This is a genomic window from Microseira sp. BLCC-F43 (assembly GCF_041929235.1).
In the GTDB taxonomy this organism is placed as follows: domain Bacteria; phylum Cyanobacteriota; class Cyanobacteriia; order Cyanobacteriales; family Aerosakkonemataceae; genus Microseira.
Genome location: NZ_JBHFNP010000038.1, coordinates 1 through 21,580 on the forward strand (window position 1 = coordinate 1; position 21,580 = coordinate 21,580).

Here is a 21,580-nt window from a genome sequence, read left to right on the forward strand (position 1 = left end):
CTGGTTCCCCATCCGAGAGGATCTCCTTTAAGCTGGAAAAGTATGTCCAGATAGTCGTTTTGTGCAAACAAGACCGGACGAAAAGATGTACCATTATTCCAGCCTGAATCCCCGTGTCAAGAGACCGGGGAGTGGCTCAATACTCACTGGAACAATGCCTACAAACTCCCGCAGTACCCGATGACAAGCATCAACCGTTGTCTTGGTATTGGAAATAATCGGCTTGAGGCTCAACCCCCAGCATGGAAAGCAGCGCCCAGTTGAAGTAGAGATTGGTGTGGGTTTCCAGCGATACCAAGGATATTGATTTCGTATTTGTTGAGCTGCCCTAGTCAAATCTAGGCCATACTCTAAAGTTCGGACTGCCCAGGCGTGCCTCAGATCGTAAGGCTTTTTGTCCTCACTCCCAGGCTTGGGCGGTAGCGTTGCCCTTAAGCATAGGCGATTTCCTTTTTGGCGAACTTGCACGCCGATATTTGCCGCTTTGAGTTCGGCATTAACTTCCGCCAGTCGATTTTGTGGTGCCACAGCTTCCCTAAATCTTCCCTAAATTTCCGGGGCTATTAGGGCTTGGTTAAAGCCCGATAGAGTTGCGAAAAAGATAGGATTATTGTACCCAACGGGTTGAGGCGCGGGGGTTAGGAAACTTTAAAATCAGGGCGAACGAGGGGACTCGAACCCCCGAGTGGTGGAACCACAATCCACTGCCTTAACCACTTGGCTACGCTCGCCGTTGCGATTACCTAATATAGCATAAGGATCGGAAATTGATCTAGGGGGTAATCGATCAATATCAGATAATCTGGAATGCAGGCATCCGTCGGGCGCAGTCTCAAATCCCATGCACAAGTTGAAATCGATCAAATCCGCTCTCGTTGGGCTTCTGGCTGTTGTCGGGGGGGCGATGGCGATCGCTAACCCCAGTCAGCCCCAGTACGAGGAGTATGCGATCGCTCAGCTAACCGGCTACCTCAAAGATAACGTCTGCACCCAAGCCCCTAAAGATTTCGGTGAGGTTCTCCCCAGTTACTGCACATCCCTGGTCGATGTTGGGCGTCCTCAACTACAAAAAATGATCTCTGAGAATACCGACCAACTTAATTTTATTTTCTTTAGTATTTATCGCACAGAACTTTCTATCGGCCCTTTCCTGCCTGGTTACCAGTTTGAAACTGTGGCAGTTTTTCATAAATTTTATACCTATCAAGCCCAAAAGCCGTATTAGATTTTGGGTTGAAAACATTGTCTTCTTTTGGAAATAGTTACTCCTAGCTTTTCTACTTCTCGCGAAAGAGCCTTGTTCCAGCTATTTTTCCAGCTTTAGATTGATTTACTATTAGCATATCAGTCTTATATTGTCAATAGTAAGAATAAACAAATCAATAACCAGGTTAGGAAGTTCGTGGAGGTTTATATGGCTAGTCGCTATAACCAGAACCAATCCCCATTGGTTAAAATCGTTTACTCCAAAGTATTAGTCAAGGGTAAACTTGAATTGATCCCGCTAGAATTGTACGCAGACGGCTCTCTCAAACGAGCTAGCTGATGAATGGAGAAGCAAAGCTAGTTCAAAAATCAATATGACTTAGGCAAGGGCGTTCCTATCACCTTTGTTTCTGCCTATATCTCTGATTTCCATAAACGATTTTTCCGAGAAACCAGGTTTCTTGGCGTCAGTCCAGACCAAGTCTAAAAAAGCTAGAGTTCAACAAAATTCGGAGAGCTACTAACACCTCTCCCTTTTCGCATTATTGCAAACACCAGAACCTATAGCTAAAGGCTAGAGGCAGTGACATCCTCTGCCACTAAGCTGACGCTATAGTGGCAGCTTCCCAGTATCGCTACTCTCGCTTCCTACTTCATCCGCAGTGTAACCACTTAACCGTCTGTAGGCAGCCACCGTGAGTCCCACGGCAGTTAATCCCTTGCAAAGGATATTAATTGCAGCATTTTCATCGCGGTCAATTTCTAATCGGCATTTAGGGCATTCATCAAGTCTGACCGAGAGAGTTTTAGGAACCTTTGTACCGCAACCGGAACAATCAATTGTTGTGCCGTGAGGGCTAACCTTAACGAAATGTATGCCGCCTAGACGAGGCCACTGCTTCAAGTATCGTCAGGAATTTACCCCACGCCACATCGTAGATTGACTTAGTATAGACGTTACATGTAACGTCTATACTTGGTACGAGCAAGTCCTTTAATGCTCAAATCTTCTACTGCAATTAAGTCATATTGCTTAACCAATTGAGCGGCAACAAGATAATGAAAAATCTCCCGCTTCCTACCTATTCGCTGGTGGATGCAGGAGATTTTTTCTTTTTGTTTTTGATGGTTAATAGAGCCTGCCTGCTTTATAGACAAGCGTTTTTGTTGGCGAGCTAGATGCTTCTGAGTCCTTCTGTAATGCTGTTGAACATCAACCGATTCCCCGGCGGATGTTACGAGAAACGACTTCAATCCTAAGTCGATACCAACAGCGGTTTTAACCTCGTCGATTGGTTTTGGTGCTGGTATGGAATCTTCCTCCACAGAGATGGCGACATACCATCCGTCGGCTTTTCTGACGATGGTTGCAGTTTTTAATTCAAATCTATCAGGAAGTTCGCGATGCATCACAACCGGCATTGAACCTATCTTGGATAAGGTTAAAACCCCCTTGTCGATTTTATTTACCCCCGCTTTGGGGCAATTAATCCTGGGGAAGGTAAAGGAACGCATTTCTCCCTTCTTTTTAAACCTTGACCATCTATCCCAAGATTTGTCTTGTGCGCTTGAGATTCTGCTGCTGAACTTCTGCGTGGATTTCTTTGTATGCGGGGAACAATTCTTTGGTTTGTTTGAGTTCGACCGCTTGAAAGTTATAGCCGGGAAACTTGTCTGGGATATCTCCGATTGGTTCGGAAACTAAACTACACCTATCAATTTGACAGCGAGTTCTACGCAACCAGTCAAATCTTTGACCAAGTGGGTAATTGTAGTGTCATCGCAGCATCTCCAACCAAGTTTCCATTATGGCGACTTGTTCGGAATATGGCTTAACTTTGTAGATGTATCTTAGCTTCATAGCTAGAGTATTCTACTTTAGTGTCTCGTTTACCGTAATGGCCGATCGCGTCAGGTCAAGAGCGTGCTACAGGCTCCAAGCACACTTTGTTTTGGTAACTAAGTACCGCAAGAAGGTTATCAACAAAGAGATTCTCGCGAGATTAGAGCAGATTTTCTGGGATACATGCATGAAGTGGGAATCTAGCGTTGTGGAATTCAACGGAGAGGAAGATCCCGTGCATTTATTGATAGACTATAATCCCAACGTGCTTGCTTAGCAAGTTTGTGAATAATCTGAAAACGGTTAGTAGTAGATTAATTAGGAAGGAGTTTTCTAACCATCTGAATAAATTTTATTACAAGCCTGTTTTTTGGACGGGCGCTCCTGTTTGTCGCCAGTTGTGGGGGTGTGACTTTAGAGCAACTTAAGGCTTATGTTCAGAATCAAGATACCCCCGAATAATATCGTTGCGCGAGCTTTTTTTGCAGGCTTCAATTCCTCTGCCACGCTTGCTTCGCTATAGTGGCAGTACCCTTGAAGCATTTCCTGATGGACTAGGGGCTAGGGGAAGAAGAACGTAGAATCAAGGGTTTCAGAAATTAAGAACGTCCTAAATGTCTTGCGGTTGCTATACTTTACAACTCGGTGGGTTGGGTATACATTGGTAGGTAGAGTCGGCTTTGACACCTGCCTATGAACTACTGCGTTACCCCTGGATGTCTCCATCCCCAAAACCCGGATAACGCTAAATTTTGCCACAGTTGTGGTGCTAAGCTTTTGCTACTAGACCGATATCGTCCTATTCAAACGATTGGTAGAGGGGGATTTGGCAGAACTTTTTTGGGCGTGGACGAACATATTCCTTCTAAACCACGCTGCGTAATTAAGCAACTTTATCTTCAAACTCAAGGCAGTTTAGGTTTAAAAAAAGCCACTCAATTATTCCACCAAGAAGCGCAGCGTTTGGATGAGTTGGGGCAGCATCGTCAAATTCCTACTCTGCTAGCTCATTTTGAACAGCAAAAGCAACTTTATTTGGTACAATAATTTATTCAGGGGCAGACTCTAGAACGAGAATTGCACAAAGGGAATTTCAACGAAACCCAGATTTTGGAACTGCTGCAAGGTGTATTGCCCATCCTCAAATTTATCCACGATCGCAAGGTACTTCACCGGGATATTAAACCGAGCAATATTATGCGCCAAAGTCAGGATGGCAAACTCGTTCTGATCGATTTTGGCGTTGCTAAACAGATTACCGACTCGGCTTTATTTCACAACGGCACAGCTGTAGGAACTCCAGGATATATGCCCCCCGAACAAGAAAAGGGGAAAGCGTTACCTGCTAGCGATCTCTACAGTTTGGGGGTGACTTGCATTCATTTGCTGACTGGGGTGTCTGCGTTTGAGTTGTTTGATTTTTCCAATCATCGTTGGGTTTGGCGCGATTATTTGCTTAGCGGTACAACTGTGAGCGATCGCTTAGCCCGTATCCTAGATAAATTACTGCAACATCCCCTCAACTTGCGTTACAAATCTGCCGATGAAGTCTTGCAAGCACTAACGCCACAACCCGCACCGAAGAAACCATTACCACCACCCAAGGAAACTAACCCGATAGCCAACCTCTGGCGGCGATATGCTGCTAAACCCCAAAGAGACGTTTTGAATTCCGCAGTGGGAGTCGATTATACGAACTTACAGCGTCTACTCGCTGCTGGTAAATGGCAACAAGCAGACCAAGAAACTTGGGCGCGCATGTGCGAAGTGCTGGAAAAATCACCCCGCAGTTATATTCAATCCAGCGAGATCGATAAATTTCCAGGCGTTGATTTGCAAACAATTGACCGACTCTGGGTAAAGTACAGCCAAGGGCGCTTTGGCTTTAGCGTGCAAAAGCAAATCTACGATAGCGTCGAACAAGACTTTGGCAAGTTCTGCGCCAGCATCGGTTGGCTACCCTACAAACAATTCCGTTCTTACTTGCAATTTCGCGATTCTGCCCCACTAGGACACTTGCCTTCCTGGAGTTGGGCGAATAGTACTCAATTGTCGCGTCACGCGGCGACCCTGTCAGGCAAGCTGGAAGCGTGTCAAATCCTTTGACCACAGCACCTGTAAAACAATTTTCCTATTTTCTTATTGTGAATTTATTGCAATTTACTCACCCGCTTAGCTGTTGCCAATACCATTAATTTATAGCCAGGTGCAGCGCTCGGTTAACCGGATGTTAATTATTGAAAATAAATCCTGTCAAGCAGCCGCCTGGATATTGACGCCAATATAAAGAGTGATAAAGTTAAAGAAATTGAGCCGAGAACTTCTAATAACAAGGGAAAAAACCATGTCGCAAACTCAGGGTATACTACGCTCGATTGACAGGGTGTATGACAATCCGGTTTTATTCGACCACTCGGTAACTACACCTGTCTGCGAAGGTTTCAATGTCGCGCTGGCTAGTTTTCAGGCGCTTTACCTGCAATATCAGAAGCATCACTTTGTGGTGGAAGGGGCTGAGTTTTACTCGCTGCACAAGTTTTTTGAAGACAGCTACGAAGAAGTACAAGGACACGTTCACGAAATTGGCGAACGGATGAACGGGTTAGGCGGCGTTCCCGCAGCTAGCTTTACCAAACTTGCCGAATTGTGCTGCTTTACACCAGAAGCCGATGGGGTTTATTCTTGTCGGGAAATGGTACAGCACGACTTGCAAGCCGAACAAGCGATTATTCAGCTGATTCGTCGCCAAGCAGCACAAGCAGAAAGTTTAGGCGATCGCGCAACTCGCTACCTGTACGAAAAAATACTGATGGAAACCGAAGATAGAGCATTTCACCTCGCTCACTTCCTCGCTCACGATAGTCTAACCCTAGGCTTTGTCCAAGCTTCTAGCAACTAAACAAGTCAACATTTGACACTCTTTAAGAAACCCGGTTTTGTGAAAAAACCGGGTTTCTCAGTTATTACCTCCTGCCTCTCTTAAGATAGAGATACTGCAACGAATAACTCTATCTCCAGAGCCAAGATCAACTTGAAAGCCTGCGATAAGCTACCAATGTAGGTCAAGCTGGATACAAGTTATCCCATTCGGTAGCTTTTTCCCTTTTAAGGCACGAGGTTATTCATTTATGTTGTTTCACAAAAAACAATTAATGCATTCGGTAGATATCGTCGAACCTCACCCCCGTTTTGCTCAACTTCTGCTAGAACAGTTTGGTGGAGCAACAGGGGAATTAACCGCAGCATTACAATATTGGGTGCAGTCTTTTCATTGCGAAAATGCCGGGATTCGGGACATGCTCCAAGATATCGCTATCGAAGAGTTTAGCCATTTAGAAGTAGTTGGCAGATTAATCGAACAACACACCAAAAACGTCGATCAAACCGACGCTTTTAGGAGTACTTTGTTTGCCGTTCGCGGTATGGGGCCGCATTTTTTAGATAGTCAGGGCGTCGCTTGGACGGCAGCTTACATCAACGAAGGCGGCGATGTAGTGCGCGATTTGCGCGCCAATATTGCCGCTGAAGCCGGAGCGCGTCAAACTTATGAAGAGTTGATTAAAATGGCTCCCGATAAAGGCACCAAAGATGCGCTTGTGTTTCTGCTAACGCGGGAAATTTCCCATACCCAAATGTTTATGAAAGGTCTGGAGTCCTTGGGTAAGCTCACCGACCCCTTCTTTGGCAATATTCAGCCAGATCAAACCGTCGATCTTTACTTTAATTTGTCTCAAGGTGGTAAAGAGGAAGCAATTTCACCTACTACCTCTGGTAAGGACGAACGCGGACCTTGGAATGAGGAACCGACTTTCAAATATATTGCTCAACCTTTAGCAGAACGTTAGCAATCATCTGACGTTGGCATTGTCGGGGCACGGCAGGAGAAAAACTTTGATAAATGCGACAAAACTTACGGATGCCGTGCCCCTACCCCTGGCAATCCCCTATAAAGGGCAAGGCAGGAGAAAAACTTTGACAAATGCGACAAAACTCACCTTAGCCGTGCCCCTACTCAGCAACGCCCTTTATTGTTTAGCCTGGTAGCTCAATCAAAAGCGCTATCGGGTCCAAATCCGCTTACCCCCTGTATTCTCTCTCTTCTTCTTGGCGTCCTTGGCGTCTTGGCGGTTCGTTTCAAAAGGGCGTGGTGCAAGCGGATTTAGTATGACCCCTTTGGCGCTTTTTGATTAAAATATTCAAAAGATGCAAATTTAGAAGTAATTGATACAAAATTATTTTTGCTGAAACGCTAAAGTGTTATTGAGATAAACTTGCAACCGATATTCACTGACAGGCTCTTGAAATCGCCATCTGCCTATCTACTGGTATCCCACGGCAGTCGCGACCCTCGGCCTCAAGCGGAGGTCGAGAAGTTGGCTTTTTTGGTATCCCAGAAGCTGGAAAGTGGCAACAGGGTAGGCACGGCTTGCCTCGAACTAGGTTCTTTGCCCTTACACGGGCAAATTGAAGCATTTGGCGCACGGGCGATCGCATCCCAATTTACCAGCGTCCAAATTGTACCCCTGTTTCTCTTACCAGGGGTGCATGTGATGGAAGATATCCCCTCTGAGGTCGATATCGCCAGATCTAAGTTAGATTTACCCATCGAAATTCGGCCTCATTTGGGCGTTCATCCCGATTTGGGACGGTTGTTTGCCAATCAATTATCTTCAGATGATGCCGAGGGGAAGATTTTGCTATCCCACGGTAGCCGTCGCCCCCAGGGGAACCAGCCGGTGCAGGCGTTGGCTGCTGGTTTGGGCGCGCTTCCGGCGTATTGGTCTATACCTCCGAGTTTGGAGTCGCGGGTGAAGGAGTTGGCTATTGCAGGAAAGAAGAAGATCTGCATCATTCCTTATTTCTTGTTTCCTGGTGGAATCTCGGATGCGATCGCTCGTGCTGTTGATGTAATCTCCCAAGAATTACCGGCTGTAAATTTCAGGATGAGGGCGCCTATCGGTGCAAGTACTGAGTTGGCTGATTTGATTTTGGATTTGGTTGAAGAATGAACCGCAGAGACGCAGAGAACGCAGAGAAAGAGGGAAGAAGGTGTGTGGGTAAGGTTTATTTGGTGGGCGCGGGACCTGGAGATCCGGGGTTGATGACGCTTAAGGGGAAGGGGCTTTTGGCTTGTGCGGATGTGGTGGTTTACGATGCTTTGGTGAGTCCGGAAGTTCTAGCGATGATTAATCCGCAAGCTGAAAAAATCGATGCGGGTAAGCGTCGCGGGCGTCACTCGTTGGTGCAGGAGGAAACTACTCAGTTATTGATCGAAAAGGCGCAGACCCAAGCAATTGTGGTGCGGTTAAAAGGGGGCGATCCGTTTATTTTTGGTCGCGGCGGCGAGGAAATGGAAGATTTGGTGGCTGCGGGTGTGCCGGTGGAGGTGGTGCCAGGTATTACTTCGGGGATTGCCGCGCCTGCCTATGCTGGTATTCCTTTGACCCATCGGGGGTATAGTTCGTCGGTAACATTTGTGACAGGGCATGAGGGGGCGGGTAAGTATCGTCCGGCGGTGAATTGGAGCGCGATCGCTCGCGGTTCGGAAACGATTGTGATCTATATGGGGATTCACAATTTACCTTATATTGCGGAACAACTCCTTGGTGCTGGGTTAAGTGAGGAAACGCCTGTGGCGTTGGTGCGTTGGGGAACTCGACCAGAACAAGAAGAGTTGTTGGGAACTTTGGGAACGATTGTGGCGCAAGTTGAGGCGACGGGGTTCGGTGCGCCTGCGATCGCTGTGATTGGAAATGTTGTCAACTTGCACGGTATTCTATCGGGTTGTCGTCCTTGATCGAGAAACCCGGTTTCTTTAACAATAAGTTCGCCAAAATACCACACCCTTAAGGGTGTGGCTACACAAACTTTGGCTGCCAGAGCAGCCTGTAAGAATTTTAGCCCCTCTCTGCTAGGGCTTTGTTTGTGTAGCCCCAGGCTTTAGCCTGGGGGCTGTTGGCGTTGCAGAAAATTGGCTGTAGGTGTCAATTTCTCCGTCGAATGCGATCGCTTCCTACAGATTCATCCCCAGACTTCCCTGAGTGCTTTACCCGCTTGTCCCATCGTCCTGCCGATCCGATGGCTGGAATGACGCATCGTTCTGCCTCACCCAGGCTTCTATCAATTCTGATGCAACCTTGCTCATATCCTTGTCCTGTAAAGCACACAGGGATTTGAACCTCAGCTTCAAAGCTTTATCAATGTAAATCTTCAGGGTGTCTTGGGTCACTTTATATCAAGCATGGCTTCCGATCTCAAACATAGGCCACAAAGTGACTTATACCCAATATTATTACTAAAGAGACTTGTAACCTAAGAGATAAGTCACCTAAAATGATATTGGTATAACTGCACCAAAGTCAAAAGCCAGCACTCGTTAGTTTCTCAGGCTTCGGCGTACTGGCTCTGGCTCCGTTATTCAATGGAGGTAAATTCAATTATGACTTATCGGCAACGCTTGCAGTGCTGGGCAATTGCTCGCGTATTACCCAGTCAAAAATGGGCAATAATAGCCCGCTAGAGCAGTCGCTCTGATGCAGATGGGCATTTTCAGTTCTTGCGGCGGAAAGTACCGAATGTTTTGTTTAAGGTTGTGTTCGATCTAACCAGCCAAAACTAGAAATCGAAAGGCGATCGCGCGCTGTAAAATCAACAGCAGCGATCGCCCGCATCATCTAAAAAACGCTTTCTTTAATTAACGCCGATGCGTCGTCATCTAAAAAACGCTTCAATTACCGCCAGATTGAACCGATTTATTGGTTTGGTTGGAGTGTTGCGGTATCAATTGCCACTTGCCATCAGCACCTTTCTCATAGCCTCGCTTAACGCTGTTCCAAGCAACATCAAGAGCGCCTTGTTGACTCATTCCGTCTTCTTGGGCGCTCTTAAATGCAGCCATGAAAATATTTTGCGCGCCTTCAGGCATTTCTTTGACTTCAGCAGGCATTTCGTTGATTTGTTCGGTCTGCATAAACCTACTCCCGTAATTTAGTTCTAGGTTCATCCTAGTTACCAAACCCTCCCAATTCCTCCTCTGTGCGATAGATGAAGAATTGATTTACCCCTCTATCTTGAGCATGGTTTTGAATTGCCATACTGAAAATTTTAGACAGGAACGGTTAATTGAGCGGGGGGTTGTTCTTGGAACAGTACTGTACTCAGATAGCGTTCGCCAAAACTCGGTTGTATCATGACAATCAAGCGACCTTCATTTTCTGGGCGCTTGGCTACTTGTATAGCTGCATACAAAGCCGCACCCGCAGAAATACCGGAGAGCAATCCTTCTTCTTTTGCTAAACGACGACTGTAGGCGATCGCTTGTTCGTCGCTTACTTGAATCACTTCATCAACCAGTTCGTGTTGATAAACTGCGGGAACAAATCCTGCCCCAATGCCTTGTATTTTATGCGGTCCTGGTGTACCGCCGGATAAAACTGGACTGTTGGTGGGTTCGACTGCGATCGCTTTAAAACTCGGCTTGCGCGATTTAATTACTTCTGCTACTCCTGTAATTGTCCCGCCCGTACCAACTCCGGCAATTAAAATATCTACTTCCCCATCTGTATCCGCCCAAATTTCAAGAGCGGTGGTTTCCCGATGCACTTTGGGGTTGGCGGGGTTGCGGAATTGTTGCAACATGTAGGCATTGGGAGTTTTGGCGACAATTTCCTCAGCTTTGGCGATCGCGCCCCGCATCCCTTGCGCCCCTGGGGTTAACTCTAATTGCGCCCCATAAGCTTTCAGCATGGCGCGCCGTTCCATACTCATCGTTTCCGGCATTGTGAGTATCAAATGATACCCCTTCGCCGCCGCTACCATTGCCAGTGCAATCCCCGTATTGCCAGAAGTTGGCTCGACTAAAATCGTCTTTCCAGGTTCAATTAACCCTTCTTTTTCCGCCACATCGACCATGCTCATCCCGATGCGATCTTTCACCGAAGCCGCTGGATTCATGCTTTCTAGCTTCACCACAATTCGCGCCAACGCCCCTTCTGATTGGGGAATTTTATTTAACTGCACTAAAGGCGTCCGTCCAACTAACTCGGTGATATCTTTTGCAATCCGCATAAGTATTTTCCTCAAGGTTCTAGTTAAAAGCGATAAATTCATTATACTACGGTTTTTTGATAGAATTACTGCATTTTATACGTACTTAATATTTTGGCTGAGGTCGCTTTAGTTTTAAACTAAGCTAATTTAAGGCAGATAAATTTATGGTCACTTATACTACTTTTTTTACACGAGATCCGCGACTTCACAAGAGAAGTCGCGGATCGAGATCCGCCAAACTGAATTACTAACCCAAGTTGCTAGTTACATCCAAGAACACACTGGTAATAGCGTTCTCAGGCAGAGCCAGGGAACGAGGGTAATGGGTAATTCTCAGGAGTCTACAGCCTGTTAATCCAATTACCAATTACCAATTACCAATTACCAATTAGCACCGCCAAAGCTTATAACTAGCAACTTGAGTTACTACACTTTAAACTTTTCGGTAATCCGCTTCATTGCTTCTTCCACATTTTCCCGACTATTAAAGGCAGAAATGCGGAAATAACCTTCACCAGCAGCACCAAAACCAGAACCAGGAGTTCCGACTACATTACAAGTGTGCAGTAATTTATCGAAGAAATCCCAACTCGATAAATTATTCGGCGTTTTCACCCAAACATAGGGTGCATTGATGCCGCCATAAACGGCAATTCCGGCTTCAGAAAGTCGCTCGCGAATAATTTTGGCATTTTCCAGATAGAAACTAATCAATGCCTTAACTTGCGCTTGTCCTGCCTCGGAATAAACTGCTTCTGCACCTCTTTGTACGATGTAAGAAACGCCGTTAAATTTAGTAGATTGGCGGCGATTCCATAGTTTCCACAGTTGGACATCCGAACCATCGGCAGCTTTGGCGGTTAGGTTTTTTGGTACTACGGTAAAGGCACAGCGAGTGCCGGTAAATCCGGCTGTTTTGGAGAAAGAACGAAATTCGATCGCGCAATCTTTTGCCCCTTCTATTTCGTAAATAGAATGGGGAATATCTGGCTCGGTGATATATGCTTCGTAAGCGGCATCGAAGAATATAATCGATCCATTCGCTTTGGCATAATCTACCCAAGCTTTCAGGTGTTCTTTGGTAGCAGTAGCACCCGTGGGGTTATTGGGGAAGCACAGATAAATTAGATCGACTTTTTGGGTAGGAAGCGAGGCGGTGAAGTTATTTTCTGCGGTAATTGGCAGATAAACTAAGCCTTCAAATTCGCCTTTTTCGTTAGCAGTGCCAGTATTTCCCGCCATGACGTTAGTATCGACGTATACGGGATAAACTGGGTCGGTGACAGCGATCGCATTATCTTTGCCAAAGATATCCAGAATGTTCCCGGTGTCGCATTTAGAACCATCGGAAATAAAAATTTCATCCGCATCGATATCGCAACCGCGAGAGAGGAAATCGAATTTAGCGATCGCTTCCCGCAACCAAGCATACCCTTGTTCCGGGCCATAGCCTTTGAAAGTTGCGCGATCGCCCATTTCCGTCACCGCGTCGATCATCGCCAGACGACAAGCTTCTGGTAAAGGTTCGGTGACATCGCCAATCCCCAAGCGGATAATTTTCGCATCCGGATTTGCCTGTGCAAAGGCATTCACCCGCCGCGCAATTTCGGGAAATAGGTAGCCAGCTTTGAGTTTGAGGTAGTTATCGTTAATCGTTGCCATGTTCAATCGCGAAGAACGCCGTTAGTAAAGCTTACTGCGAATTGTCTCCCTTGGTGAAAGCAGTATTTTTAGCCTCGATAGTAAAACATTGAAAGACTTACACTGGATGTACGCGCCACCCATTTTGGGATAGGCTACAACGCCTAATTGAGTAAGGCTATAGTTGAATGCAAACTGTGCCAGAATTCACAGTCCAAAAAGGGGTGGATTTAACTAACTCCCCACAGTCTGGGGAAACTAATTAATTAAATGGAAACAACTGCCATGAAAAAAGCCATCCCAAGCATTCTTTCAGCCGCCTTTTTGCTGTCAATTCCAGCAGGCGTCAACGCTCAAGATTGCGTCAACTGCTGGATTAATCCCAGAACTGGCATCGTAGAAGATTTAGATAATGTTATTTATCGGCAAAACAGGCGAGTTGCTCCTGTTAATCCAGCCGAAAGAGCAAATCAAACTACGCCGCAAAACAGTCCAGTTACTTCTGCAAATCAACCCGCGCGCGGGAATCAAACCCCTGCGGTTATTGTTTATGGCAGACCAACTTGCGGTTTGACAAGCGGAATGATGCGCCAATTAGACGCAAATAAGATTCCTTACGAATTCAGGAATGTCGATAGCGACGAGGCAACGAATCGGGAAATGTGGACTTTGATCCGCAACTCAGGAACATCAGTAGGTGATTCGGTTCGCAAACCCCGTGCTTTCAGTTAAAGGCAGAACTTTGATTAATTCCTCGATTGATGATGTCAGAGGAGCGTTGCGTTAACGTTTTGATTTGGGTTAGCGATCGCATCCCATGCTCAAAACAACCCGAATGCGATCGCTACTTATTTGAAACAGGGTTGGGAGAAGCCGCTTGGCTTTAGTTCTAAGAAATTAAACTTCCGGTTCAATTCCCGCTGCTCTCAGTTGAGCAGCTAATCTTTCGGCGCGTTCAGTTCCCCAAAGTAATAGGAAACCATTTTCATCCCACCATCGCAACCAATAGCCTGTGCGATTTTCCCTTGTTCCCTGCCAAATTCCCAAAAATAAATTCATTGGTGCAATACAATAGCGGTTATTTGCATCGGGACTGCGTAGCTGGTAGCGTTCTGAATTATCTAGCCGCTCAACTTCTAATTCTCCTGAATCTGGTTCAAATATCTCAGAGTTGGGAACTTTTAAAACTCGTTCGTAGAAGAACCATTTTCCTGGTGGATAGGTGGGTTTAATCGAATATTCTTTCCCTTCTGCATCAGAGATAAATTCCATAATAATAACCGGAATATCGCCCTAAAGTTGGGGAGTATAACTGCGTTTTACTTGCAATCGGTGAACTCGAATCGCAGGAATATAAGCTTAGTCTGGCGCTTTGACAACCATTTTTTGATTAACGGTAGCGCCGAGCCGGTAGTTGGTCGTAGTCAGAGCATTTTCTGGTAGCTTTCCTGGGATTTGCCAGCTTTCTGTTAAAGCCGCAGCAAGAGATGCTTGATTGATGTTATCCACGGGTTCGTCGTCTAAAACAAAGTCATCGGGTAGTTTTTCCCAGGTAATTTCGTAAGTGGCTGTACTGGCTAACATATTTTAGTTGAGGCGATCCTTTTGGCTCTACTTTAGCGCGATCGCATCCCTGGTTATAGGTGAGGGGGCATAATTACTCTGAGTCTTAATTCTGCCGCTCCGATGACTCGAAGGAAGGATCTTTCTGCCTCACCCAGGTTGCAATCAATATTGGTGGTAGGGGCACGGCAGTAGAAAACCTTCAAGTTTTGGGCAAAGCCTATTGATGCCGTGCCCCTACAATCTTTAACTGTGTTGCACCCAATTGAAAACGGCTGTAATTCCGATGCAACCGGAATCGATATGACTCATTATCAGTTCGTCTCTGAGCTTTTTCAGGTGTGACTGCAATCAATATTGGTGGTAGGGGCACGGCAGTAGAAAACCTTCAAGTTTTGGGCAAAGCCTATTGATGCCGTGCCCCTACAATCTTTAACTGTGTTGCACCCAATTGAAATCTCAGTCTTCATAAGGAGCCTCCGGGAGCTTGGAAACCCAGGTGCTTCAGCCCTGGGAGGAAAAGCGACACGAGCGGTTTTAACCGCCTACGTCTTTCAGAAGCCATAGCTATAGCCGTCCTTTCTGTGAATAGGGGTGCAGTATTTGTGATTGATGCCTTGCACCAATCCTTGAGATGTTGAGATATTGAACGATCCGGTTGAGCGAACAGCAACCCGTCCAACGTATTCACCAATTTTCTTCCCAGTCGTCACCACCGCTTTCACGATGTCACCTGTCTGAAAGCCGTGAACAAACTTGAATTGGGGAACATATCGCGACGGCAACCCATACTTATCAGTACGGCACATTTGGCGTGTCCCATGACCCGTTGCTTTAATTTGCAACGGCTTCGATGTCAAGATTTCGAGCGATTTAACTTGTCCAACACAAGCGGCATCTAACCAATGCGTTTTGGGCAGTCCCAGTCGAGTCCGATTGAACTTGGTGAGTCCACCACTGCCAACTGAAACGGGTAAACCCGTCTCTTTCAAGCGGTTGAACAATACCCATCGCGTGGAATTCACAGCAGCGGCATCCTTGAGGGGACGCTTTGCTTGAGTCAGAATTCGTTTGAGCAAATCCGGTTTCTTGGCTAGGAACTGCTCAATGTCTTTCGTCCCCTTCTTTTGATTGCACTTTTCACAGGCAAGGCAGAGATTAAAAATCCGATTGCTGCCGCCTTTCGCCCGTGGGTGAATATGTTCGATCTGCAATGGGATGTTTTCAGCATCACAGTAAGTACACTTTCGATCCCATTTGTTGAGCAGATATTCTCGAACTTCGTAGCCGTAGAGAGTGCCCTGCTGATACTCAACGCCGGCAATCTCTGGGTTCTCCATCTGTTGCAGGTCAAAGCGTACCAGTTCTTGAACAATGGACTCAATGGGTGCAAGTTTGATCAGTCGATTCACCCAAGTCAGCGTGGTCTCTACCCGATGCTGCAAGGAAGGTGCTAACCATCCTTGGGGACGAGTACGATTCAGGAAACGAGCTTGACGATAGCGAGTGTGTCTAGACCGTCTACCCCGTCGCAATGAACGGCGTGATTCTAGACTCGCTTTGATGGCTTGTCCTCGGTGTGTCAGTTGAGCGCCAAAGATAATCTTGTCGCCCTGTTTTAGAGCAATTCCCGTCACCTTGGAACCGGGATCTAGCTTCAATTCGATTGGTTCAGGAGTAGCTTCTACCTCCTTTTTGAGAATAATGGTGAATGGGAATTGTCTATAAACCGCAGCTTTTTTAGCATCGAGTAGCCGACTTGCAACAGAAGGTAGGCATGGCGCAAGTCGCTGTTTGCGAGTATCTAGGACAAAAACATGATTAGACATTGTGGTGTCTGACTCCATGAATGGATAATGTTCGCTTCGACCTTGTTATCTGAGCTTTTTAGACCTGCAACACTGTTCCAGTGACCTTAGAACTGTTTAATTGCAGATGACAGAGCAGGGGACTAGCGTCGCATCCCAAGGTGTCTTGACTTAGATAACGGCTACTTTGAACGAGTGGTCTGGTCAGCACGGCTTCAAAGCTTACGCCTGAAGCCCCGTCACGCTCGCGTGCGGGGTTGCTGACTCTCTGTTGGTTCACCCAAGTACAGCCTAATATTCTGAATTCATCCCTCTCAAGGCTTTGACTATCCCTACAACCGTAAGGGCGGTGGGATCTCTCTCTTCGTGAACCCATTTATAAACCGCAGATCGTTGAAGTCCCATTGCCGTTGCCAGTTTATTTTGGCTGATGCCATAACTCGTCAACACTTCCCTAAGAGCTTTACCCGCTTGTCCCATGTTGGGCGATCGCTATTCTGAATTAGGAAAGTAGCAAGATTCGCCATAGGTCTACCTTCTTCCTTCGCCCACTTTTCCAATGCTTCTGCAACTTCGTCCGGCAACGTAATTGTAATGCGCTTTGCCATTTCTCCCCGAACATCTTGACGCTTATCCATCATACTCTTTGCTGCGCTCCTTAGTTGGTAGCAGTTTTAGACAATTTATAGAATTTTTTATCTGCATCCTACATTTATTAGTTGCATATTACATCTAGATGCATTAAACTGAAGTTCATCATAGGCGATCTGGCAAGTCGCTAATTGATTTGCCAATAGATTTGAGCAATTGCTCTAAGGCTTTCATCTGCTTAACAGTGTAGGGGCAGCAAAAATGGCAGCCCCTACACAAACTTTCGCCTTACCTCATACGGCTGCAATCCGCTGTACATCGTTGCGAAAATCTGGGCGGTAACGTTTAGTTGACAGACACCGGGTTTCTATCAAAAATCGTCGGTTTGGTAACTAGAGATCTACGCAGAAACTTTGGTGATAGGAACGCCCTTGCGTAAGTCCTGGTTGAGTAGGGTGGCTTGCAGCCACCCTACCGCTCAAGACTGCAAAATTCATCTATCCTCAGTAGAATTTCCCCATAATCTGGTATCCAAGCTAACCATTGATTTTCAGAGTATTCGCACAAGAGCCAAGCTTCATCAAAGCTGAACGCTGTGGGAGGGTTCAAAACTTTAACCCAGACCGAAGGTGCAAATTTGGGTGCGGGTGGGGTGGTGCGATCGCACAATCTTTCCCACGCACCCACGCTACCTACACTGACTGGTGTGGATGGCGACATCCTCGTACAAACATCCGATCGCAGTTTCATAACGACAATCCTTTGCAGCGAACTTTCGTGGCGCTGGAGTTGCCAGCACAGCCCTAAAAATTCAGGACTTACGCCAGGGCCTTGCCAGAAACCCAGTTTCGACCTCGATCTCTCGTTTCCAAACCAACGATTTTTCGTAGAAACCAGGAATATGCGTGTAAGTCCTGAAATTTTTAATTCCGTAGTTTACGATACAGAAGTTTTAGATTCAGTGTGGATTATTGTCTCATAAATTTACAAACAGACGATGCCCGCTCTCAAAAGTAAAGTGGGGGTATGGGACTTTTGATCGCGCTAACAGCCTTGATTGCCGCGCGAACCGTTTGGCATCGTTGCCCCACATAGATTTGCCCCTGTCAAATCCGTACCCTCCAGCTTGGCATCCTTGAGGTTAGCACCGCTGAGATTGGCATCAACTAACGAAGCATCTTCCAGATCTACCGCTTTTTGTGGTGCAATTTAACTTGGGCTTGCCTGTAGCGCGTCAAATGATGATAGCACCGGATGGGGCAGGCATCTTGATATTGAGGTTTGAGGTACTTGGGAATTTTCTTCTTTTGTCCTCGGTTAACCTGTTCTACTGCCTGCAAATACTTGCGGTGCGCTTTAATCTTTTTCTCTAGTTTGATTACGACAAGGGTAGCGTGCTTCAGTTTGCCCTGAAGTTGTTCCAGGTGATTGTCGCGACAAGACCGCGCCGACTTCAGATGCCCTTCTATGTAGGCAATTATGCTGTTAGCTTGTCGCTTGTTGATTTTGAACTGCTGCTGAAGCTCGGTGTTAATTTGCGACTGAGACAGCTGGCGCTGAAGCAACAGTTTGAGGCAGTGAATCTTGGCATCTCTTAGAGTCGCTGCCATATCAGACAGAAATGTAACCGCCCATCGGTTGGTTGTTGTCGTGACATAGGTGCGAGATTCGGCAGAGCGCATTCTTTGGCTTAAATCTGTGTATGTGCCATATTATTAAGATTCTTCGGCTCAGTCAACGACAAAGGATGAGTTGCTCCAGTATCTTTTGATTGCGCTTTGAGCTAGAGCTTAGATTTAAAAGAGTGAATCTATGGGTTTATTATCGGTAAATCTAGATATTTTGCCGACTGATGCAAACCCCGGTGAGATTGGCATTTTTCAGGTTAGCTCCCTGTAGATTGGTATCAAACTTGACCGGACGCTCTCTGGAATTAAAAGCGGCTATTCCACCCAAATTTCCAGTCAAAATCGAGAGTGCAGTCCCGAATGCATCGAGCGCCATCTCTCCACGGGAGTAATTACCAGGGATACCCGACAACTTGACCGACGTGTCACCCAGATCTGCTCCTTGAAGATCTGCGCCTTCCAGATTGGCAAACGCCAGCATCGCCCCTTCCAAATTGGCGTTTTTCAGATTAGTGTTTGACAAATCGGCATTTTGCAACATTGCTGGAGCTGACAGCTTGGCTCCTTGCAGATTCGCTCTAGGCAGAGAAGCGCCTTGCAGATTCACCCCCCTCAAGTCTGCGTTTTGCAATACTGCCTCTTGCACTGAACCAAGAGCGAGGTTTACTCGTTTCAGATTCGCCTCCGTCAAGTTTGCCTTATCCAGGTTTGCGCCGACTAAATAAGCTCCCTCCAGCTTCGCACCTTGTAAATTAGCGCCCGCCAAATTCACAGCTTTCAAGTCCGCTGAACTCAGATTCGCGCCTGGCAAATTGCATCGCAGGCATTCTTTTGTTTCTAACAATTGCTTGACCAGGGCAGATGGATCTGAACCAGACTCAGTCGTCTCCACACGCACTTTCCCTACCGATAGCATCTCTGGAGAAATTGGCGGCATCTTCAACTGGCTTTTTAGAGACATTGCTAACTTTTCATTGCTGATAATTTCCAAAAAATTGGTGCGATTGGAGCGTGAGGATTCGGATTGAATTAAAAATCCCAGTTCCACTCGATGAATTCTGTTCCATTGTCGATAATTTATGGCAAAAACCCGATCTAGGGGAACATTTACCACAGCGGTTCCCCGTTTATTATCCAAAAAATCGAGTTCTTTGCCTTCCTCGATGTAAAGGGTTAAACCTTGAGCGGTTGCAGCAATCTTGCATTTTCCGGATTGACGTTTCTTGCCTGTGTTGAACCCGCAGGCAGCTTGCTCACCCTTGCGTGCGTCTAGGGGAATCGGAATGTTAAAACCTGCACAGCGAGAGTTGAGGGGGAATTGGGTGCAGAGTTGATACAGTTCCCTGTCTATTTCTTGATTTTGAGCAACACTAGGACTAGCAACCACGATCGCAGCCAACACCCCAGCAATGACCAAATTTTTAGATTTCATAGGTCGTGCAGAAGTAAGCGATTGCTGACAATATTTAAATCAAATGTTTTATATTAAGCGCGTCACGAGCGATTGCTCGCGAACGCATTTAAAAAAGCCAACGGTATTATACCGCAATTCCCAACTTTGCTCGCAGCGTCTCCTCTTTGTCTCGAAAACCTACCAACACAGCTGTTCCATCCTTAATGAAAAGAGGACGCTTCAGCAGCATCGCGTCTTTAGCGAATGCCTCTATCCACTGTTCGTCCGTCCAATTCGTCTTCAAGTCGCCCAACGCCCGGTAAGATTGACCAGAGGTATTTCGCATCGGCTTTGAACCCAAAGACGCTACCCAGTTTTGGATCGTCTCGCGAGTTGGCGGATGTTCTTTCGTGTTAATAAACTCATACTCAACACCGTTATCTTCCAGCCACTTGAAGGCTTTTTTGCAGGTGCCGCAATTTGGAATTCCATAAACTTGAATCGACATAGCACTGGTTACTCAACATCAACAGCAATGCACCTAACGCCAGTTGCTAGTTATAAACTTTGGCGTTGTTAATTGCTAATTGCTAATTGTTAATATAGCATTTTTTCTGATCTAGCCATTAGCCATTAGCCATTAGCCACTATGCATGAGATAACTAGCAACAGTTAAGTATTCTTCTAACTCGAAGGGAGTAAGCGGTAAAGGTGGCGGGCATTTTCGCTTATAACAGCACGGGCGATCGCCTCCGCTTCAGCTGAATTTATATCAGAATCTTGGATAGATTGCTCTAAAACTTCCCCTAAAATCTTGCGCCCCCATTTCGCACCCAAATAATACAATTCCGGAATAAAGTGAGCATCAGAAGAATACATCAACTTGCTAGTAGGCGTTAATTCCAACAACATCTGTACCGCAGAACGCATCCCAGCAACGCTTAAAAAAGGCACCGCTAACCAAATAAACGTGAGGATAAACATAAGCTAAATATCCCGCCTCGCGCATATAAGGATAGGAAGCATGAAGTAGGACAAATTTAGCATTTCGATAGCGACTATCTTCTAGTAAAGTACGCAGGTAAAGAGGATTGGCTTTGTGCAAATCGAGGTCGGGGTCGCCAAATCCCGTATGAAACTGTACGGGTATGTTATGTTTAGCTGCAATTTCCAATGCCTGCAAGATCAGAAAGTCAATTAAAGCTTTGTTAGCGAGGCGCAGCGGTTGTTGATGAGAAGAGTGTTTCAGGTCGTAAAAGCTGAACTTAGCCATTTCATAAGGAATTGGCTGAATATCCAAACCAGTACGATAGGCGGCAATACTCTTAAAAGCGACAACTCCCAGGGGATGCGGGTCAATTGCAGCGCGAAAACTGTCTATAAATCTCTCAAAATTATCAACCTGACTAATAATATTTTCTGCCAACCATTCCAGACGAAGTACCCTATGGACAGTCACAAATTTTTGATGCCATTCCCCAGGCAGAACTTCATCGGTCAGAAAACCATCGTCTAAGAGAATAGTTTCTATGTTGGCTGCATTGAAACAGATTTCCGCGAGTCGATCTATCCCTAATTCCCTGCGTCGAGAAAGGATAGCTTCTTCTGTTGGTTCGCACTCCAAAAGGGTGGCAATTTCCCTTAAACTCCTGCGATAGCACAACGTATAACGGGCATGATAGTTGACAATATCGGCATCATACCCTTCAGTAAAAGCCGCCCCATAGGGGTAACGGTCAAACACTTCTGGTTTGAGCAAGTTATGCGCGTGTTGGTCAATTGCCGGAATATGCCAAAGATCCATAAAAAATTTGAGATTTGAGATTTGAGATTTGAGATTTTGTCTAGCTTGTCACCA

Annotated in this window: 27 protein-coding genes, 1 tRNA gene and 2 pseudogenes; 10 read left to right on the plus strand and 20 right to left on the minus strand. The window is 46.2% G+C overall.

The window, feature by feature from the left end; translation table 11 throughout:
• Positions 1-93: 93 nt before the first annotated feature.
• Together ACE1CM_RS06285 and ACE1CM_RS06290 are read right to left on the minus strand one after the other, a co-directional pair.
• Entirely contained in the window at positions 94-528 is a 435-nt protein-coding gene (locus ACE1CM_RS06285) for a hypothetical protein (protein ID WP_374876548.1), read from the minus strand.
• Between the two features lie 130 nt (positions 529-658).
• A tRNA-His gene (locus ACE1CM_RS06290) sits at positions 659-731 on the minus strand.
• 119 nt (positions 732-850) lie between these two features.
• Here ACE1CM_RS06290 and ACE1CM_RS06295 point away from each other — a divergent pair.
• Complete coding sequence (locus ACE1CM_RS06295) at positions 851-1,225, plus strand: DUF4359 domain-containing protein (protein WP_374876549.1); 375 nt, start codon at positions 851-853, stop codon at positions 1,223-1,225.
• A 591-nt stretch (positions 1,226-1,816) separates the two neighbouring features.
• Here the strand turns inward: ACE1CM_RS06295 and ACE1CM_RS06300 are convergent.
• Genes ACE1CM_RS06300 through ACE1CM_RS06310 form a run of 3 tightly spaced genes read right to left on the minus strand, consistent with a single transcriptional unit; the run spans position 1,817 to position 2,947 of the window.
• A complete protein-coding gene (locus ACE1CM_RS06300; protein ID WP_374876550.1) occupies positions 1,817-2,110 on the minus strand; it encodes a zinc ribbon domain-containing protein in 294 nt (97 codons plus the stop codon).
• Positions 2,111-2,163: 53 nt separating this feature from the next.
• Entirely contained in the window at positions 2,164-2,781 is a 618-nt protein-coding gene (locus ACE1CM_RS06305) for an RNA-guided endonuclease InsQ/TnpB family protein (protein WP_374876574.1), read from the minus strand.
• Positions 2,750-2,947 carry a hypothetical protein gene (locus tag ACE1CM_RS06310; protein ID WP_374876551.1) on the minus strand — a complete coding sequence of 66 codons (198 nt, stop codon included), beginning with the start codon at positions 2,945-2,947 and terminating at the stop codon, positions 2,750-2,752. Before ACE1CM_RS06310 ends, ACE1CM_RS06305 begins: the two co-directional genes overlap by 32 nt.
• A 157-nt stretch (positions 2,948-3,104) precedes the next feature.
• Between ACE1CM_RS06310 and tnpA the strand changes: the two are divergent.
• The 7 genes and pseudogenes from tnpA (at position 3,105) to cobA (ending at position 8,846) form a co-directional block, all read left to right on the plus strand.
• A pseudogene (gene tnpA, locus ACE1CM_RS06315) lies at positions 3,105-3,511 on the plus strand (IS200/IS605 family transposase).
• Between the two features lie 231 nt (positions 3,512-3,742).
• Positions 3,743-4,096: a 4-Cys prefix domain-containing protein gene (locus tag ACE1CM_RS06320; RefSeq protein ID WP_374876552.1), complete on the plus strand. Its 354-nt coding sequence runs from the start codon at positions 3,743-3,745 to the stop codon at positions 4,094-4,096.
• 3 nt (positions 4,097-4,099) lie between these two features.
• Complete coding sequence (locus tag ACE1CM_RS06325) at positions 4,100-5,155, plus strand: GUN4 domain-containing protein (protein ID WP_374876575.1); 1,056 nt, start codon at positions 4,100-4,102, stop codon at positions 5,153-5,155.
• A gap of 238 nt (positions 5,156-5,393) precedes the next feature.
• The gene (locus ACE1CM_RS06330; protein WP_374876553.1) at positions 5,394-5,948 is read left to right on the plus strand and encodes a Dps family protein; all 555 of its coding nucleotides are present in this window, start codon (positions 5,394-5,396) and stop codon (positions 5,946-5,948) included.
• A 229-nt stretch (positions 5,949-6,177) separates the two neighbouring features.
• On the plus strand, positions 6,178-6,894 hold the full coding sequence (locus ACE1CM_RS06335) for a manganese catalase family protein (RefSeq protein ID WP_374876554.1): 717 nt from the start codon (positions 6,178-6,180) through the stop codon (positions 6,892-6,894).
• A 453-nt stretch (positions 6,895-7,347) separates the two neighbouring features.
• Complete coding sequence (locus tag ACE1CM_RS06340) at positions 7,348-8,058, plus strand: sirohydrochlorin chelatase (RefSeq protein ID WP_374876555.1); 711 nt, start codon at positions 7,348-7,350, stop codon at positions 8,056-8,058.
• A complete protein-coding gene (gene cobA, locus ACE1CM_RS06345) occupies positions 8,055-8,846 on the plus strand; it encodes a uroporphyrinogen-III C-methyltransferase (protein ID WP_374876556.1) in 792 nt (263 codons plus the stop codon). Before ACE1CM_RS06340 ends, cobA begins: the two co-directional genes overlap by 4 nt.
• A gap of 187 nt (positions 8,847-9,033) precedes the next feature.
• Here cobA and ACE1CM_RS06350 read toward each other — a convergent pair whose 3' ends face one another.
• The 4 genes from ACE1CM_RS06350 to ACE1CM_RS06365 all read right to left on the minus strand — a co-directional run bounded on the left by ACE1CM_RS06350 (position 9,034) and on the right by ACE1CM_RS06365 (position 12,760).
• A complete protein-coding gene (locus tag ACE1CM_RS06350) occupies positions 9,034-9,216 on the minus strand; it encodes a hypothetical protein (RefSeq protein ID WP_374876557.1) in 183 nt (60 codons plus the stop codon).
• A 560-nt stretch (positions 9,217-9,776) separates the two neighbouring features.
• Positions 9,777-10,019 carry a ChaB family protein gene (locus tag ACE1CM_RS06355; RefSeq protein ID WP_374876558.1) on the minus strand — a complete coding sequence of 81 codons (243 nt, stop codon included), beginning with the start codon at positions 10,017-10,019 and terminating at the stop codon, positions 9,777-9,779.
• Between the two features lie 134 nt (positions 10,020-10,153).
• On the minus strand, positions 10,154-11,116 hold the full coding sequence (gene cysK / locus ACE1CM_RS06360; RefSeq protein ID WP_374876559.1) for a cysteine synthase A: 963 nt from the start codon (positions 11,114-11,116) through the stop codon (positions 10,154-10,156).
• 408 nt (positions 11,117-11,524) lie between these two features.
• Positions 11,525-12,760: an LL-diaminopimelate aminotransferase gene (locus ACE1CM_RS06365; RefSeq protein ID WP_374876560.1), complete on the minus strand. Its 1,236-nt coding sequence runs from the start codon at positions 12,758-12,760 to the stop codon at positions 11,525-11,527.
• Between the two features lie 264 nt (positions 12,761-13,024).
• On the opposite strand from ACE1CM_RS06365, the gene ACE1CM_RS06370 reads away from it, so the two are divergent.
• Together ACE1CM_RS06370 and ACE1CM_RS06375 are read left to right on the plus strand one after the other, a co-directional pair.
• Complete coding sequence (locus tag ACE1CM_RS06370) at positions 13,025-13,471, plus strand: glutaredoxin family protein (RefSeq protein WP_374876561.1); 447 nt, start codon at positions 13,025-13,027, stop codon at positions 13,469-13,471.
• A gap of 29 nt (positions 13,472-13,500) precedes the next feature.
• Positions 13,501-13,626 (plus strand): hypothetical protein, encoded by a 126-nt coding sequence (locus ACE1CM_RS06375; protein WP_374876562.1) that lies wholly within the window; start codon positions 13,501-13,503, stop codon positions 13,624-13,626.
• A 10-nt stretch (positions 13,627-13,636) separates the two neighbouring features.
• Here the strand turns inward: ACE1CM_RS06375 and ACE1CM_RS06380 are convergent.
• The 11 genes and pseudogenes from ACE1CM_RS06380 to ACE1CM_RS06430 form a co-directional block, all read right to left on the minus strand.
• Positions 13,637-14,323, minus strand: a pseudogene (locus tag ACE1CM_RS06380) (Uma2 family endonuclease).
• A 533-nt stretch (positions 14,324-14,856) separates the two neighbouring features.
• Complete coding sequence (gene iscB, locus ACE1CM_RS06385) at positions 14,857-16,131, minus strand: RNA-guided endonuclease IscB (protein ID WP_374876563.1); 1,275 nt, start codon at positions 16,129-16,131, stop codon at positions 14,857-14,859.
• 270 nt (positions 16,132-16,401) lie between these two features.
• The gene (locus ACE1CM_RS06390) at positions 16,402-16,590 is read right to left on the minus strand and encodes a helix-turn-helix domain-containing protein (protein ID WP_374876564.1); all 189 of its coding nucleotides are present in this window, start codon (positions 16,588-16,590) and stop codon (positions 16,402-16,404) included.
• Positions 16,554-16,751: a ribbon-helix-helix protein, CopG family gene (locus ACE1CM_RS06395; protein WP_226592798.1), complete on the minus strand. Its 198-nt coding sequence runs from the start codon at positions 16,749-16,751 to the stop codon at positions 16,554-16,556. Before ACE1CM_RS06395 ends, ACE1CM_RS06390 begins: the two co-directional genes overlap by 37 nt.
• A gap of 421 nt (positions 16,752-17,172) precedes the next feature.
• Complete coding sequence (locus tag ACE1CM_RS06400) at positions 17,173-17,451, minus strand: hypothetical protein (protein ID WP_226592801.1); 279 nt, start codon at positions 17,449-17,451, stop codon at positions 17,173-17,175.
• Between the two features lie 294 nt (positions 17,452-17,745).
• On the minus strand, positions 17,746-17,910 hold the full coding sequence (locus ACE1CM_RS06405; RefSeq protein WP_374876576.1) for a pentapeptide repeat-containing protein: 165 nt from the start codon (positions 17,908-17,910) through the stop codon (positions 17,746-17,748).
• Positions 17,889-18,383, minus strand: coding sequence for a hypothetical protein (locus ACE1CM_RS06410; RefSeq protein ID WP_374876565.1), 495 nt, complete (start codon positions 18,381-18,383; stop codon positions 17,889-17,891). Before ACE1CM_RS06410 ends, ACE1CM_RS06405 begins: the two co-directional genes overlap by 22 nt.
• Before the next feature lie 151 nt (positions 18,384-18,534).
• Positions 18,535-19,761, minus strand: coding sequence for a pentapeptide repeat-containing protein (locus ACE1CM_RS06415; RefSeq protein WP_374876566.1), 1,227 nt, complete (start codon positions 19,759-19,761; stop codon positions 18,535-18,537).
• Positions 19,762-19,867: 106 nt separating this feature from the next.
• On the minus strand, positions 19,868-20,230 hold the full coding sequence (locus ACE1CM_RS06420; protein ID WP_374876567.1) for a Spx/MgsR family RNA polymerase-binding regulatory protein: 363 nt from the start codon (positions 20,228-20,230) through the stop codon (positions 19,868-19,870).
• A gap of 176 nt (positions 20,231-20,406) precedes the next feature.
• The gene (locus tag ACE1CM_RS06425; protein WP_374876568.1) at positions 20,407-20,634 is read right to left on the minus strand and encodes a hypothetical protein; all 228 of its coding nucleotides are present in this window, start codon (positions 20,632-20,634) and stop codon (positions 20,407-20,409) included.
• Entirely contained in the window at positions 20,609-21,526 is a 918-nt protein-coding gene (locus ACE1CM_RS06430) for an amidohydrolase family protein (protein WP_374876569.1), read from the minus strand. The genes ACE1CM_RS06425 and ACE1CM_RS06430 overlap by 26 nt, the downstream gene beginning before the upstream one ends.
• Between the last annotated feature and the right edge of the window lie 54 nt (positions 21,527-21,580).